Source organism: Phycisphaerales bacterium (assembly GCA_040217175.1).
Classification (GTDB): Bacteria; Planctomycetota; Phycisphaerae; order Phycisphaerales; family UBA1924; genus JAHCJI01.
Map to the genome: position 1 here is coordinate 1010956 of JAVJNT010000002.1, position 15131 is coordinate 1026086.

Genomic DNA, 15131 nt, shown 5'->3' on the forward strand with positions numbered 1-15131 from the left:
GAGAAACTCCGGGAGAAGGAGAACGCGGCGATCGGATGGCTTGCCAACCGATCGCCGCGTGCGTCTGCGTCGCATTCTTCCGAGTCGATCAGCCGCAGCCGGTGCCGAACTCGTTCTGGAAAGCGAGGAAGTCGAAGATGGTCAGGTCGCCGTCGCCGTCGAAGTCGGCGCGGAGGTCACCGCCGGCGAACAGGTTCTGGAACTCGAGGAAGTCGAAGATGTTGAGCTCGCCGTCGCCGGTCAGATCGGCGCGGCAGGTATCACACGACATGCGCACGATCTCGAACGCGTCGATGGCGGCCTCGGTCACCGAGTTGTTGGGCTGGTCTTCGGTGCTGAAGCGAATGCGGAACTCGTCGGTAACGTCGACGAAGTCGGCCACGCGGTAGGTCCTCTGGCTCCACGCGGGCGCGCCACCGGCAATCGTCTCGACGGACTCCCAGCTCGAGCCACCGTTGGACGACATCTCGATGTCAAGCACGTCGTCGCCGTCGTCGTTGGTAAACCACACGGCAAACCGCACGCGGGCCTCGTCGCCGATGGCCGTCAGGTCGTATTCCGGGCTGGTCAGCACGGTCGGTCCGCCGTCCAGGTCGGCGTCGCGGCCCAGGCCCGTGGCGTACATGGAGTCGGTGCCGTCAAAGTCGGCGCCGGGCTCGCCCCGGCCGCCGCTGGTGCGTGGAGCACCACGCTCCCAGGGCCCGTCTTCGATCGCGGTATCCTGCACCGACCAGCCCGTTGCGGACTGGAAGCTGTCGGCGACGATCTGCTCGATCTCGGTCACCACGAACGCCTCGAAGTTGATGAACGGGGCCGAGAGCGGCGTGCGGAAGAACTGCCCGTCGCTGCTCGTTGCCTCGAACCAGTACTCGACTGCCTCGAAGCACGGCAGGTTGGGCATCGTGCCCTCGTACAGGCCGCCGCCGATCGAGGCAAGGGGCGCCTCGAGCACGTCGCCGCTCGACAGGCGGACCTTGACGAGCACGGTGTCGACCGTGCCCTCGAGCTCGTTGACCTCGAGTTGGATCGACTGGCCGAACGGCGCCAGTTCGGTCGGAGCGCCGCCGGGCACGGAGAGCTCGAGCTTGCCCGCGCCGTCGGCGGTCACGTCGACGATGAACAGGCCCCGCTCGATGTCGCTGATCAGCACGATGCCGCTGTCGAAGTAGGGATACGTGCTCCACGCGCCGTTGAACCTCGCGGCGTCGCTCCCGGGGAACGTGTCGAACCACGCAACCTCGGTGGGGTTCAGCGGGTCGGACGACAGGTCCCACACGCGCAGGCCGCTGCGGTAGTTGGCCTGGTAGAGCATGTCGCCCTTGACGTAGTTGTTGTGGTCGATCGACGGCAGGCCAGTGGTAAACGTGCCGGCCAGCTGCGGGTTGTTGATGTTCGAGACGTCGAACACGCGCGTGGTCGTCACCGACACCGAGTCGCCCTCGTCGAGCTCGTCGTTGAGGTACAGGTACTGGCGGTCCTCGCTCAGCCACGCCTGGTGCGTGTAGCGGAGCTGGGCGTAGTCGGTCCGACCGACGAGGAACATGTTGCCCTTGTCGGTCACGTCGACGATCTCGAGTCCGTCGAAGCCGTTGAGGCAGAACGCGATCTCTCGGCCGGCGTACGGACCGTCGGTGTAGCTCACGACCTGGGCGTCGTGCACGTAGTGGGTGCTCCACTGGCCGACGATGACCGGATCGGTCGGGTCGGCCAGGCTGACGGCGATGAGTCCGCCGTTGGCGATGTTTGCACCGCAGAGATAGATGTACCCCGAGTCGGGGTTCGAGATGATGTTGTGGGTCGTCTCGTGGCCGAACTGCCGCTTGTTCTGGACGAGGCGGACGCGGCCGTCATCGATCTCGGTCATGTCCATGACCTGGATGCCGGCACCGCCCTCGCTCACGCCGTACGCGTAGTCGCCGATCACCTTGACGTCGTGCCAGTCGCTGCTGGGGCCCTCGACCCAGTCGATGATGACCGGGTTGGTCGGGTCGGTCACCTCGACGAAGCCGAAGCCACGCTGCAGGCCCATGATGGCGTACTCGCGCCCGCTCGGGCTGGTGTAGCCCCAGCAGTCGTTGCCCCTGCCGTGTCCGCCGGGGAAGGCGCTCAGCGGGATCCACGACAGCAGGGTCACGTTCTCGCTCTCGAACGACGCGGTGGGATCATCGACCCCCGCGCCGCCGTCCTGCATCGCGCCCAGCGACCACACGGGAGCCTCGACGGCCGGCTGCACGTCACGCACCTTCCGCCAGTTCTCGTGCGCACCGGCAGACAGCACCAGCGTGAGGGCACCTGCACCGGCCAGGCCGGCGGCGAGCCATCCCGAATTGCGAGCAAAAACCGAACGATCCTGCCCGCTCGACGTCGTGTTCTTCATATAGAGACTCCCTGCCCCGTGTACGCACGATAGCCCGGCTCGTGTTTCAGCTTCTTGCCGAAACCGCCGTCATTGCGACACGTACGATCTCGTTCAATGAGTCCGAGCGATCCGAAACCCCGCATGACCCCCAGAATCGGCACGACCCGGCGAGGGATCCAGGCGGCCCTGGCGACCACTGCCATCGCGGTCGTGGCAGCCGGCTCGATCGCGATGAGCCCCCAGGCGGCTCCGCCCGCCGACCCAGCCGCCCAGGAGGCCCGGCCGGCTGGCGGGAACCAGCGACCGCTCTACATCGATACCCAGCACGAGCCCAGGATCACGATCTCCTGGGAGCAGCGCGACGGCACCCGCGTCGAGCTCGCCCGCCGCCTGCCCTGGGGCACCAAGAACGATCGCGTCGACCTGGGCGCCAACGTCCTGGGCTTCGCGGCCGTCGGTGGCACCCGCATCGATCTCCAGGCCGGCCATCCGCTGGGGTCGGTCGTCCGCGTGGGCTTCTACAAGACCGACAACGAGCGGCCGTTCTTTGCCGACATCCGCCCGGGCTCGGCCGTCGAAGTCAGGCTCGAGGGCGTGCGGTTCATTGAGCCCGCCACCCCCACCCACGCCACGGCCCTGCACCACCTGCAGTACAGCATGGAGGACGTGCTGAACTGCGGGCTGGACGGCAGCGCAATCGACCAGTACAACACCGCCGGCGCCGAGGAAACGCTGGGCGGCGCGATCTCGACCGAGAACGGGCGGCCAGGCGTGCTGCGAGTCGTGCACGGAGCGCTGCCCGACGACGCACCGCGCTTCTATCGCTCGGACAAGACCGCGAACGACGAGGCGCCGCAGCCGACCGAGCGATTCGCGACGGTGCGCTTCGGCCGCGATGACGAGACGGGCGCCATCGGCATCCGCGCCGAGCTGCCCTACGAGCTCTTCCGCCACGTGCGAGATCCGTGGCTGCGAGCCGAGCCGGGCACGTTCTTCGAGCCCACGCACTTCCACCTAGAGTTCGAGAGCCTGCCAGATCGCGTTCTGCCCGACGGCGAACAAGAAGACCGGGACGCGGACGTCACGTCCGAATCCGTCGGGCGATGAAGCGAGTGGCACCCACGCACGACACGCCCATCTTCGACGGCCACCTCGACCTGGCGTACCTCGCCGAGATCGGGCGAGACATGCACGCCGGGCTCGACCAGTGCCGCGGTACGCTGCTGCCTGCCGCCGTCACGCTGCCGTCGCTCCAGGACGGCAACGTCCGCGGCTGTCTGGGCACGATCTTCACCGAGATGACCGAGCAGGACTCGCCCCAGGGCCTGCAGCTCGGCGGCTTCGGCCATACCTATCCGCCCGGCGACGCCGAGGCCGCGCACCGCGCGGGCCTGCGGCAGCTCAAGCTCTACCACGCCTGGCGCGATGCAGGGTTGATCGACCTCATCCCGAACTCGGGCAGCGCGCCGCTGCAGCTCGGCATCCTGATGGAGGGCGCCGACCCGATCGAGAGCGCCGACCAGGTCGCCTGGTGGGGCGAGCAGGGCGTCATCGCCATCGGCCTCGCCTGGGCGATGGGCTCGCGCTATGCGGGCGGCAACTCGCAGAAGAACGGGCTGACCGCCGAGGGTCGCGACGTCGTGCGCGCCATCGACGCGGCAGGCATCATCCATGACCTCTCGCACCTGAGCGACAAGGCCATGGACAAGCTGCTCGAGATGTCGGACGGCCGCGTCGTCGCCAGCCACAGCAACGCCCGCACGCTCCTGGGCGGCGAGAATCAGCGCCACCTACGCGACGAGACGATCGCCGAGATCGCACGGCGAGGCGGCGTCGTCGGCATCAACCTCTATGCACCGTTCCTCGATCCTGCGTTCGGCAAGACGAAGAAGCGTCCGTCCCTGCGCACCGCGCTCGAGCACGTGCTGCACGTCGCGGGCATCGCAGGCAGGGACAAGGTCTGCCTGGGCACCGACATGGACGGCGGCTTCGCGGCGACCGACCTGCCCGACGGCGTGAACCAGCCGAGCGACCTGCACAAGCTGCTTGAACTGCTGCGCGGCGAGGGCTGGAGCGAGGCAGAAGTCGCGGGGTTTGCGGGCGGGAATTGGGCGCGGCTGTTGGAGCTGCCCTGGTAGCGGTCGACCTGAGCGGCGATGGCGTGCTACGGGGCTTCAGCGAGTTCGGAGCTCGTGACTTGCGACGCGCCGCGCCCACCGCGACGCCAGCGTCATGTCTTCGGCGTCATCGCCGCGGCACAGTCCACACCAAGTCATCGAGTCGAGCAGCATCGCCGTCTCGCCGCTCGGCGGCGGAGGGGCCGGGGGCATGCTCGCGAGCGGGCGCAGCATGCGGTCGCGGTAGCGATCGGGGAACTTGTCGTTGGCGCCGCTGGCCTCGGCCTGGGCATACTCGCCACGCAAGAGCTGGTTGATGCGGTCGATGCGCGCCTCGGGGTAGGGATGCGTCGCCAGCCATGCCGGCGGGCGCTGGCCGCCTGCACTCAGCTCGGCCAGCTTCTGCATCACGCCGCGCTGCCCGCTGGGCTTGTAGCCCGCGCGAGCCATGTAGCGCATGCCGAGCTCGTCGGCCTGGTACTCGGCGTCTCGCCCGTAGCTGAGCAGCACGAGCTGGCTGCCGACCTGGGCCACGGGCAAGCCGTATGCGCCGTACTCGCGGATGGCACTATCTTCTGGCGCCGCTCCAACGATGAACGCGCCGATGGCCAGGCCGCCTTGGGCCAGGATCGACTTGCTCATCTGCTGGTTGCCGTGACGCGCCGTAACGTGGCCGATCTCGTGCCCGAGCACGCCGGCGAGCTGCGCCTCGTTGTCGAGCTGCGACGCAAGGCCACGCGTGATGAACACCTGCCCGCCCGGCAACGCAAACGCGTTGACGACGTCGGAATTGAGGATCGTGAACTCCCAGGGCAGATCGTCGGGCACGTCTTCCTCGACGTGGGGAATCATCGAGGCGCCAACCTCGGTGACGTACGCGCGGATCGATTCGTTGGGCACGGGCCCGCCGAACTCGTCGGTGAACGAGGGCGCCGCTTCGAGGCCCAGCGAAGCCTCCTGATCCCACGTGAACACGCTGAAGAACCGGTCCCCGCTCGTCGGATCGGTCGCGCACCCCGTCAGGGCTGCGGAAACCGAGACCGCCATGGCGACCAATACCCTCTTCAAGCTGGGCTTCCCCACTGCCGTCCTCCTTCCGAGCCAGCGCGTGGCCGCGCGGCTCTATCCTTGCGCTAGCAGCGTATGGACCAGACCTCCCCGCCGGAACCGGACGTAAAGGAAGCCTCATCCCCCGCGTGGGACGGCCAGACGCTCGCGAACCCGCACGAACGGTCCGATAAAGCCGATCGCGTCCGCGACATGTTCACGGCCATCGCCGGCTCGTACGACCTCAACAACCGGGTGCACTCGTTCCTGCTCGACCAGCGCTGGCGCAAGCATGCCGTCAGGCGGGCAAGCGTGCAGCCCGGCGACGTGGTGGTCGACGTGGCCTGCGGCACGGGCGACCTGACCGAGGCCTTCGCCCGCACCCCCTCCGCCGCGGTCATCGGCGTCGACTTCACGCACGCGATGCTGGAGCGGGCGAGGCATAGACAGGGTCGATTGCAAGACCAGTCTGCCAGCAAACTCTTCTATGTCGAAGGCGATGCGATGGCCCTCCCGCTCTCGGACGCCTGCTGCAACGTGGTGTCTATCGCCTTTGGGTTGCGCAACGTGCAGCGGCCGGACGCAGCCATCGGCGAATTTGCCCGGGTGCTGCGGGCGGGCGGTCGGCTGGTGATCCTGGAGTTCGACCGGCCGAGCCTGGCCCCGATCCGCTGGGGGCACGACCTCTACACGAAAGCCATCATGCCGCGCACGGCCACGTGGATCAGCGGCGACACGTCCGGGGCGTACCGCTACCTGCCTCGCTCGGTCGAAACCTTCCTCGATCGCGGCCGCGTGCTGGATCTCATGCAGGCAGCCGGGCTTGAAGAAGTGCGGGCCAAGTCGCTGAGCGGCGGGATCTGCGCGTGTTATTCCGGACGTAAGCCCTGATCGGACCTGCCACCGCGCACGGATTGCCGGGCAGAATCTTCCAGATCAAACTTTTTTCATCGCTCTGGGACGGAGCGGAGCGTGGTGGCGATGAACACCCCGCTCGCGGGCGGCGATGGGTCGCCCGGGGCACAACGTGTCGGACCTGCGCACATCGCGGCAGGCCGGGAATCAGGGGTAGCACGATGTGCACGGACGCTCTTCGCGAAAGATTCTTTGACGTGTTGGTTTCGGGGGACCGCATCGAGGCACGCCAGGTGGTGCTTCGGGCCCTGGAGACTGGGGACTCGGCGGTCGACCTCATCGGCGAGCTGTACTGGCCCACCTATGAGAAGATCGAGAAGTTGTTCCGCAACGACCAGCTCACCAAGCTGGCCCACCACTATGCCACACGCCTGCTCCGCGTGCTGGCCGACCAGACGGCCGGGCTCATCGTGCCCAAGACCGGCAACGGTCGCAGCGTCGTGGTGGTGTGCGGGCCGCGGGACTCGGACGACCTCGCCGGCCAGCTGGCCGTCGACCTGCTGACCAGCGAGGGCTTCCGGGTGACCTTTGGCGGCGGCGGCATCCCCAACGACGAACTGCTGGCCGAGATCAAGGACCGCGAGCCGTCGGCCCTGGTGATGTTCGCTTCGGGCGCGAACGACCTGCCGCACATCCGCGACCTCATCGACACCATCCACGAGCTGTACCCCGACCGGCCCATGCAGGTGGCCGTGGGCGGCGGCGTCTTCAATCGTGCGAGCGGGCTGGCAGAGGAGATCGGTGCCGACCTGTGGGGCGACGACCCGCTGGACGTGGTCGATGCGTTGGTGGAAAGGGCCCACGTGCGGACGGCCGCGCGGCCCCGTCGCCGGCGTCGCAAGACCGCCGCCTGAGCCTCAGCCGGACGCGTGCCCGGGGAACCCCAAGCTCCCCGGGCCGAATCGGCTGAGGATGGCCGATATTAACGGACCAGACCCTTCGATGCGGGCCCATGCCGGGGTGCAACCCAGGCGTGGGCTTGCGGTATAGTGGAGCGAGGCATGGACCGCACGACCGAACAAGACCTGATCCGCGACGCGCTCGCCGGCGACCGAACCGCCGCGGCGGCTTTGGTCCAGGCGCACCAGGCATCGCTGTACGCGTTCATGCTGCGGCGTTGCGGTCGGCCCGAGATGGCCGAGGACGTGGTTCAGGAGGCCTTCGTGCGCGCCCTCACGAACCTGCACCGCTTCGACACGCGGTTCCGATTCTCGACGTGGCTGTTCACGATCGCCAAGCGGCTGCACTGCAACGTGGTGCAGAAGTGTGCCCCGGCGTACGACAGCGACCTGGTCGCCTTCTCGGCCGACGACCTGCACGACGGCGACGACGCGCTGGAGGCCGAGGAGCATCGCACGCGGACGCGGAGCGACCTGGACGAAGCGCTCGGCCGCCTTCCCGAAACGCAGCGCGAGATCGTGGTGCTGTTCCACCAGTGCGACTGGCCGATCGCGCGCATTGCCGAACATTATCTGATGCCCGCGGGCACGGTGAAGAGCCACCTGCATCGTGGCCGCCGCAAGCTCCGGGTGGCGCTCGAGGCCATTCGCGCCGAGCGTGCCGCATGGCGTTCTGCCCATTCTCAGTCTCATTCAGAGCACCGGGTCGATGGTGGGGTGGATCGATGAGTCGGACGAACAAGCCAGAGAACGCTGACGTGCCGAGCGCGCGTGAGATGCTGGACGCCTACTTCGACGGCGAGCTGGACCGAGCCGGCAAGGCCAGGCTGCACGAGGCGCTGCGCGAAGACCAGCTCTTGGTCGAAGAGTTCAACCGCACGAGCGAAGCCGTCTCGATGCTCCGGCAGAGCGCGTCCAACACCGGGTTGGATGTCGATCTCTCCGATCGCGTGCTGGCACGCTGCGAGACGACGCGTGGCTACCTGAACAAGCGCGGCCGCCGGTTCGTGCTGGCGGGCCGGTCCGCCGTCGCGATGGCGGCGCTCGCGCTCGTCGCGGGCGTGGTGGTGTGGGTGCGCATGACCCCGCCCGAGCTTCGCCTGCCCGAGAGCCAGCGCCCGCTGAGCGTGCTGCTCGAGAGCGGCAACACCGATGCGGCGAACCTGCGGATGGTGCCGCCCAGCGTGCAGCAGGACCTTGCCGACTCGGTCGACCAGAGCAAGGTCGAGCGGACCATCGTGTACGGCTTGCCGGCCGATTCGGCGGACAGCTTCTCGCCGTTCGGCGCACCGGCGCCCGCGGCCGATGGTCGCGCGATGGCGCGCCTGCCGTTGCTGGCACGGTCGACGAGCCCCGATGGCGTCCGAGCCGACGCGTGGCTCGCCGGTCCGATGCCCATGGACCAACGTGCCGCGTCCAGTATCGTGCCTGGCCCGGGCGCGATTGGCTGGTGGAATCGTTCGTCGCCGGCTGCGTCGAGTTTCGCCGTGCCCGGCGAGCAGCACCTGCTCATTCTCAAGGGCGAGCCGACGATCTTCGACCTGCTCGAAGCCCAACGTGAGCGGGAGTGAGGCCCGTGCGCCTCGCGTGGCTCGTCGTCGCGACGCTGGCGATGGTCTGTTGTCGCCCGGCTTGGGCCGAAGAGACCGACGCGTACGGTGAAGAGCTCTTTTCGAGGCTGCCGCTGAGCATCTCGGGGGCGTTCTCCTTTGAGGACGCAACCGCGCTCCGCACGAGCGAGGTCGGCGAGTCGATCCGCCATTGGATGACCGAGCACGACGCGCTTGCCGAGACCCGGCGGGCGTGGAGTCTGCTTTCGGAGCGCCTGGGCGTGAGCGGCGTCGACGCATTCGACGGACTGCTGGGCGGCAGTACCGTGATCGCCTTCGACCAGCGCGACGGTGAGGAGCGGATCGATTGGATCGTGCTGGCGGCGGTCGATACCGCGATGGACGTGCGGCTGCTGCAGCGCACGAGGGCCGTGCCTCGCAAGCTCGCGTACGGCCGGGCGGTGCTCGGGCTCGAGGAAGAGTCATTCCTGCTCGCGACGCTGCCACCGCTCCGAGATGGTCGCAGCGTGCTGGTCCTGGCACCATCGAAGGCGGAGTGGCTGCTCCTGCGCACGCTGGCCGTCTCGGCGGGCAAGGCAGAGCCCGTGGATGCCGGCGTGCTGCGCACCGCGCCGACCGATGCGGTCGTTCGTGGCTACTGGGAGCCTTCGGGCGCAGCGGGCCTGTTCGGCGACATCGAAGCGTGGTTCTGGGGTCCAACCGACCAAATGCAGCGTGTGGCCGTGTGGGCCCGGACCGACGCGGCGAGCATCGAGATCGGACTGAGCCCAACAGAGGGACGCAAGGCAGCGGAACTGCAACCGGTGGCGCCGACCGAGGGCGTCCTGCTCGACGTCGTGGGTCCGGGGACGGCCATCGTCTCGAGCGTGCTCGAAAGGGCGGGACTGACGGGCATCGTCCCGGAAGGCCTGCTTGTGACACGGCGCACGGGAGAACTCGTCGTTCGGCGAGGGCCGGATGGCATCGACCTCGGTGCACGGCTGCCGCTGCAGGAACCCGTCGCCCACGCCGTCGGCATGGCCGAGCCACCCATGGGCGAAGCGGGTCAGGTGCGCCTCCGCTCGCTTTCCGAGACGCGATCGTCTCGGGCGATCTTCGGTCCGAAGCCGCAGCTTGCCTGGACGCTGCTCACCAAGGACCCCGGCCGGGCGAAGCTGCTCGTGGCCGTGGCCGCCGGGCGGACGCGCAGCTTCGCCGAAGACCAGGATCCCAAGCCGGTGGCGGTGCACATCGTGGGGCAGGCGATCGATCGGCCGAGTCCGAAAACCCCCGGCGTGCACGGCGCGGCCCGGCCGCACGAGATCTGGGGCTTGCTTAGCGCGATCACGCGGGAGGGCAAGGAACCGCGGGACGCCAACGCGGGCATCTCGTCGGTGCTGGCGTTGCTCGACCAGGCATCATGGGCCGTCGAGGTGGCACCGGATGCGGTCCGGGGCCGGATCGTGCTGGAATTGCGGGAAGCCTCGGCGCGATAGCGACGCGCCCGGCGGGGGCCGAGACTACGCTTACCCTCGCACGATGAGATCGGCACCGGCGGCTCGCCGGCGACGCGGGATCTCCCCTTGGATTGCATTCTCCTATGGCCGACGCAGGCATCCGGAACGTGGCGATCATCGCCCACGTCGATCATGGCAAGACCTCTTTGGTGGACGGGCTGCTCCGCCAGTCGGGCAACTTCCGCGCGGGCGAGCTCGAGAAGCTCGCGGGTGGCCGCGGCGAGCTCATCATGGACAGTAACCCGCTCGAGCGCGAGCGGGGCATCACCATCCTCTCCAAGAACTGCGGCGTGCGCTACGCGCGGCCCGACGGTCAGCACTTTGCCATCAACATCATCGATACGCCGGGCCACGCCGACTTCGGCGGCGAGGTCGAACGCGTGCTGCGCATGGCCGACGGCGCGCTGTTGCTGGTCGACGCCTTCGAGGGCCCGATGCCGCAGACGCGGTTCGTGCTGGGCAAGGCGCTCGAGGCCGGCCTGAAGCCGCTGGTGGTCATCAACAAGTGCGACCGGCCCGATGCGCGGCCGCAGGGCGTGATCAACGAGGTGTTCGACCTGCTCGTCGAATTGGGCGCCGAAGAGCACGCGATGGACTTCCCGGTCATCTACGCCTCGGCCCGCGATGGCTGGGCGTCGGCCGAGCAGGGCGCGACGGGGACGGACCTGCGGCCGCTGTTCGAGGCCATCCTGGAGCACGTGCCCGTGCCCGACGACGACGCGAGCGCGCCGCTGCAGGCGCTCGTCACCACGCTGGCGTACAGCGAGTACGTCGGGCGCATCGGCATCGGCCGGGTGTTCGCCGGCGAGCTCGAGCAGGGCCAGACCGTCGCCATGCTGAAGCGCGACGGCAGCCGCAGGGACGTTCGCCTCACGGGGCTGCAGCGCTTCGAGGGCCTGGGCCGCGTCGACACCAAGAGCGTGCTGGCGGGCGACCTGTTCGCCGCCGTCGGCATCGAGAGCGTGGACATCGGCGACACGCTGGCCGACCCCGAAGTTGCCGAGCCGCTGCCGCCGGTGACGATCGACGAGCCGACGGTGTCGATCGTCATGCGCATTAACGACTCGCCCTTCGGTGGGCAGGACGGCAAGTTCGTCACCAGCCGGCAGATCCGCGAGCGGCTCGACAAGGAGCTGCAGAGCAACGTGGCGCTGCGCGTCGCGCCCGGCGCATCGGCCGACGAGTTCATCGTGTCGGGCCGCGGCCTCTTGCACCTGGGCATCCTCTTTGAGACGATGCGGCGCGAGGGCTACGAGATGAGCATCGGCCGGCCGCGCGTGATCATCAAGGACATCGATGACGTCGCGCACGAGCCGCTGGAGATCCTGGTCGTCGATGCGCCCGTTGCCAACGTGGGCAAGGTGATGGAGCTCGTCGGCGCTCGCAAGGGTGAGCTGAAGAAGATGGAGGACCGCGGCAGCCACACGAGCCACCTGGTCTTCGAGATCACCAGCCGCTCGCTCATCGGCCTGCGCAGCCGCCTGCTGACGGCAACGCAGGGCGAGGCGATCATGAGCCACCGCTTCGAGCGGTACGTGCCCATGATGAGCGAGGCCGCTGGCCGGCAGAACGGCGTGATGATCGCCACCGAGGCGGGGCAGGTGACCGCGTACGCCGTCGAGCAGTTGCACGACCGCGGCATCCTGTTCGTCAAGCCCGGCGACAAGGTCTACGGCGGCCAGGTCGTGGGCGAACACAACCGCGACAACGACATCCCGGTCAACATCGTGCGGCTCAAGGCCCTGACCAACATCCGCAGCGCCAACAAGGAAGCCACCGTCACGCTCAAGGCGCCCCGGGCCATCACGCTCGAGGATGCGCTCGAGTACATCGAGGACGACGAGCTCGTCGAGCTCACCCCCACCAGCGTGCGCCTGCGCAAGAAGATCCTCGACGAGGGCATGCGCAAGCGTGCGGAGCGGCAGAAGAAGGACAAGGAGAAGGTGGGGGCGGGTGCCTGACACGGCCTTGCTTCCCCTGGCCCCAAATCCCTGCTAAACTCTCGACCCGCCATGGCACGGGCCCCAAGCCGGGAGGCCGACTCCCGCCCCACTGGCTGTGCGGAACTTGATAGGTATCTGCCATGTACGCGATCATCGAAGAGTCGGGCGGCCAGCGCAAGGTGACCGAGGGCGAAGAGATCCTCATCGACCTCTACAAGGGCGGCGAGGCCGGCAAGGGCGACGCCGTCACCTTCGACCGGGTCCTGGTGATCGGCGATGCGGGCGGCTCAGCCAAGGTCGGAACACCGCTGGTGGGCGGCGCGAGCGTGACGGCCGAGGTCGTCGAGCCGGTCGTCAAGGGCGAGAAGCTCGACATCCACAAGTACCGGCCCAAGAAGGCCTCGCGCAGCAAGACCGGCCACCGCCAGCGCTACACGCTGGTGAAGGTCACCGGCCTGAAGGGCTGAGGCCCGCAACGAGCTGAAGCAAAGAAAGACACCCGCCCCCCGAGATCGGAAGGGCGGGTGTTGTACTTCCCGCCATCGGGAAGGAGAACGGGTTCGCGAAGCGGCGGCTTACGGGCAGCCGTCCTCGATCATCTGGATCGCCTCGAGCACGTCGAAGAAGTCCAGCGTGCCGAACGGGGCCGCGAGATCGGTCCGCATATCGCCAAGCTCGAACAGGTTGACGAACGCCAGCAGATCGAAGAAGTCCAGGCCCGGCGTGCCGTCGAGGTCGACCACCGAGCACGGCCCGACGTGCAGCACCTGATTGCCGATCGAGTCGACCGTGCCCTCGATGACCGTGGGTGCGACGCCGCCCGGCCACCGGATCGTGACGCGCAGCGGGTCATCACCCTCGGCATCGGCGCCCAGCCCGAAGTAGGCCTCGGCGGGCTCCTGGCCGGCCATGCTGATGCCCGCGGTGATGGTGCGGATCATGTCCAGCTGGGCCGCGGCGCCGTCGAGTTCGACCTGGACGACCGCGCCGATGGCGTGGAAGTTTGCACCCTCCATGCGCGGCCGGACGGTGACGTACGAGGCCTGCGGCTCGTCGTCGTCGGGCTTGTTCTGCAGGACCTTGATGGCCGACTCGTCGCATCCGGCCGAGATGGCCGAGAGCATGACGGTGTGGAGCAGGTCGACGCAGCCGTCGCGGTTGAGGTCGGCGCCGATGATGGTCGAGCCGCGCTCGATGATGGTCAGCGCGTCGCTCACCTGTTCGGTGAAGTGGACGTTGCTCGGATCGCCGTCGTGGATCATCATCCGCGGACGGTCGACGCAGGAGTTGAAGCCGTTGGTGATGAGCAGGTCGGGCCACCCGTCGCGGTCCATGTCCTGGAAGGTCGTGCCCCAGCCCCAGCCGAACTTGCCGCCCTGCTGGCTGACGCCGGCCTCGAGCGCGGCCTCGATGTAGGTCGGCTCGTCGGACTGTGACAGGAAGAAGTTGTTGTGCAGCGCCGAGCCGGGCGTGTCCGTGATGGTCACGAAGATGTCCATGACGCCGTCGGCGTTGGTGTCGGCGATCGACACGCCCATGTCGGTCTCGGGCATCGGATCGGTCACGCCCGCGGCATCGGTGATGTCGAGCATGGGGTTGAGCAGCATGACGCCCGGGCGGCCCGGGTCCTCGAAGCTGCCCTGGTTGATCCACATGTGGTTCTTGTCCATGTCGCAGGCGCCGTAGATGTCCAGCAGCCCGTCGCCGTCGAAGTCGTGCATCACGATCTGCCAGAAGCTGCCGAAGTGGTCGACGCCCGGATCGGCGACGCCCGGCGCGAAGACGTCGATCGAGACGTCTTCGAACGTGCGCCCACCGGTATCGGCGTCGGGCAGGTTCAGCAGCAGGCGAGCGCCGATCTCGTCCGGATCGTTCTCGCCCGCGGCGGACCACAGCCCGATCATGAGGTCGACGTGGCCGTCACCGTTGACGTCGCCCGCGGCCAGGCTGCCGATGTGGCGGAGCAGCGAGAGCGCGCCCGAGCCGGGGTCGAGCCCGCGGTGGTCGCTCACCAGGTCGAGGTCGCTGATGCCCGTCGCATCGCTGACGTCCTCGAAGGTGCCGTCGGGGAGCTGGCGGTAGAGCCTGGGCGTGGCCCACCCCCACTCGATCTCGGTGATGGACGTAAAGAACGAATCGCCGGCGACGATGAGGTCGAGCCGGCGGTCGCCGTCGTAGTCGAACCACAAGGCCACGCGCGAGCGCGGCTTGTCGGCGCCGTCCCCGCCCGAAACGCCCAGTTCGCTGGCGCGCTCGGTGAAGGTGCCGTCGCCGTTGTTGACGTACAGCAGGTCGGGCATGCCCTCGGCATTGGGCACGAAGAAGTCGATGTGCCCGTCGTTGTCGTAGTCGGCCGCGACCACCCCGGCGATCATGCCCATCGCCGACTGATACAGGCTCTGGTCGATGCCGGCGTCGCGGCTGACGTCCTCGAGCACGAATTCCTGGGCCGACGCAACGCCCGCAGCCAGGAACAAGGCGGCAATGGACGCGCGGCAGCAGCCGGGCGTCATGCCCTTCATCATCGAAACATTCATCCTGGAAACCCCCGTCTCCTGAGGAGCGCCGCAAGAGTCGGCGCTCGGAACCCCCGTTCTCGCTGCGCATCTCACACGCAGCACGATGCGGCGCGAGACCGCGGCCGGTTGAAGGGCCACGAGAAGCGCCTCACAACTTTTACCAATATCTCAGAAAGGGCCTGCCGTGTCAAGCCCAATTGCACGGCGACGCGGGCAAAAACCCAGGCCGCACGCACCGAATCGGGGAATGCATGAACGATCGAGA

Annotated in this window: 12 protein-coding genes; 9 read left to right on the forward strand and 3 right to left on the reverse strand. The window is 68.2% G+C overall.

Annotated elements, in window-relative coordinates:
• Positions 1 to 88 precede the first annotated feature (88 nt).
• On the reverse strand, positions 89 to 2377 hold the full coding sequence (locus RIA68_11520; GenBank protein ID MEQ8318067.1) for a choice-of-anchor B family protein: 2289 nt from the start codon (positions 2375 to 2377) through the stop codon (positions 89 to 91).
• 123 nt (positions 2378 to 2500) lie between these two features.
• On the opposite strand from RIA68_11520, the gene RIA68_11525 reads away from it, so the two are divergent.
• Both RIA68_11525 and RIA68_11530 read left to right on the forward strand, forming a co-directional pair.
• Positions 2501 to 3466, forward strand: a complete 966-nt coding sequence (locus RIA68_11525) for a hypothetical protein (protein ID MEQ8318068.1) — start codon at positions 2501 to 2503, stop codon at positions 3464 to 3466.
• Positions 3463 to 4497, forward strand: coding sequence for a membrane dipeptidase (locus tag RIA68_11530; protein MEQ8318069.1), 1035 nt, complete (start codon positions 3463 to 3465; stop codon positions 4495 to 4497). The genes RIA68_11525 and RIA68_11530 overlap by 4 nt, the downstream gene beginning before the upstream one ends.
• Positions 4498 to 4533: 36 nt before the next feature.
• Here RIA68_11530 and RIA68_11535 read toward each other — a convergent pair whose 3' ends face one another.
• Entirely contained in the window at positions 4534 to 5544 is a 1011-nt protein-coding gene (locus tag RIA68_11535; protein MEQ8318070.1) for a M48 family metallopeptidase, read from the reverse strand.
• A 75-nt stretch (positions 5545 to 5619) separates the two neighbouring features.
• Between RIA68_11535 and ubiE the strand changes: the two genes are divergently transcribed.
• The 7 genes from ubiE (at position 5620) to rplU (ending at position 12814) form a co-directional block, all read left to right on the forward strand.
• Entirely contained in the window at positions 5620 to 6414 is a 795-nt protein-coding gene (gene ubiE / locus RIA68_11540; GenBank protein MEQ8318071.1) for a bifunctional demethylmenaquinone methyltransferase/2-methoxy-6-polyprenyl-1,4-benzoquinol methylase UbiE, read from the forward strand.
• A 221-nt stretch (positions 6415 to 6635) separates the two neighbouring features.
• Positions 6636 to 7292, forward strand: coding sequence for a hypothetical protein (locus RIA68_11545; GenBank protein MEQ8318072.1), 657 nt, complete (start codon positions 6636 to 6638; stop codon positions 7290 to 7292).
• A gap of 147 nt (positions 7293 to 7439) precedes the next feature.
• Positions 7440 to 8066, forward strand: coding sequence for a sigma-70 family RNA polymerase sigma factor (locus tag RIA68_11550; protein MEQ8318073.1), 627 nt, complete (start codon positions 7440 to 7442; stop codon positions 8064 to 8066).
• Positions 8063 to 8908 (forward strand): hypothetical protein, encoded by an 846-nt coding sequence (locus RIA68_11555; protein MEQ8318074.1) that lies wholly within the window; start codon positions 8063 to 8065, stop codon positions 8906 to 8908. Before RIA68_11550 ends, RIA68_11555 begins: the two co-directional genes overlap by 4 nt.
• Positions 8909 to 8913: 5 nt before the next feature.
• Positions 8914 to 10383, forward strand: coding sequence for a hypothetical protein (locus tag RIA68_11560; GenBank protein ID MEQ8318075.1), 1470 nt, complete (start codon positions 8914 to 8916; stop codon positions 10381 to 10383).
• A gap of 104 nt (positions 10384 to 10487) precedes the next feature.
• Positions 10488 to 12365, forward strand: coding sequence for a translational GTPase TypA (gene typA / locus RIA68_11565; GenBank protein ID MEQ8318076.1), 1878 nt, complete (start codon positions 10488 to 10490; stop codon positions 12363 to 12365).
• A 122-nt stretch (positions 12366 to 12487) separates the two neighbouring features.
• A complete protein-coding gene (rplU, locus tag RIA68_11570; GenBank protein MEQ8318077.1) occupies positions 12488 to 12814 on the forward strand; it encodes a 50S ribosomal protein L21 in 327 nt (108 codons plus the stop codon).
• Positions 12815 to 12922: 108 nt separating this feature from the next.
• On the opposite strand, the gene RIA68_11575 is transcribed toward rplU, so the two are convergent.
• Complete coding sequence (locus RIA68_11575; protein ID MEQ8318078.1) at positions 12923 to 14872, reverse strand: CRTAC1 family protein; 1950 nt, start codon at positions 14870 to 14872, stop codon at positions 12923 to 12925.
• Positions 14873 to 15131: the final 259 nt, after the last annotated feature.

Excerpts from the sequence above, each read along its gene's own strand:
- RIA68_11550 (MEQ8318073.1), top strand. The coding sequence starts at position 7,440 with ATGGACCGCACGACCGAACAAGACCTGATCCGCGACGCGCTCGCCGGC.
- ubiE (MEQ8318071.1), top strand. The coding sequence starts at position 5,620 with ATGGACCAGACCTCCCCGCCGGAACCGGACGTAAAGGAAGCCTCATCC.
- RIA68_11555 (MEQ8318074.1), top strand. The coding sequence starts at position 8,063 with ATGAGTCGGACGAACAAGCCAGAGAACGCTGACGTGCCGAGCGCGCGT.
- RIA68_11520 (MEQ8318067.1), bottom strand. The coding sequence starts at position 2,377 with ATGAAGAACACGACGTCGAGCGGGCAGGATCGTTCGGTTTTTGCTCGC.
- RIA68_11525 (MEQ8318068.1), top strand. The coding sequence starts at position 2,501 with ATGACCCCCAGAATCGGCACGACCCGGCGAGGGATCCAGGCGGCCCTG.
- RIA68_11575 (MEQ8318078.1), bottom strand. The coding sequence starts at position 14,872 with ATGATGAAGGGCATGACGCCCGGCTGCTGCCGCGCGTCCATTGCCGCC.
- typA (MEQ8318076.1), top strand. The coding sequence starts at position 10,488 with ATGGCCGACGCAGGCATCCGGAACGTGGCGATCATCGCCCACGTCGAT.
- RIA68_11530 (MEQ8318069.1), top strand. The coding sequence starts at position 3,463 with ATGAAGCGAGTGGCACCCACGCACGACACGCCCATCTTCGACGGCCAC.
- rplU (MEQ8318077.1), top strand. The coding sequence starts at position 12,488 with ATGTACGCGATCATCGAAGAGTCGGGCGGCCAGCGCAAGGTGACCGAG.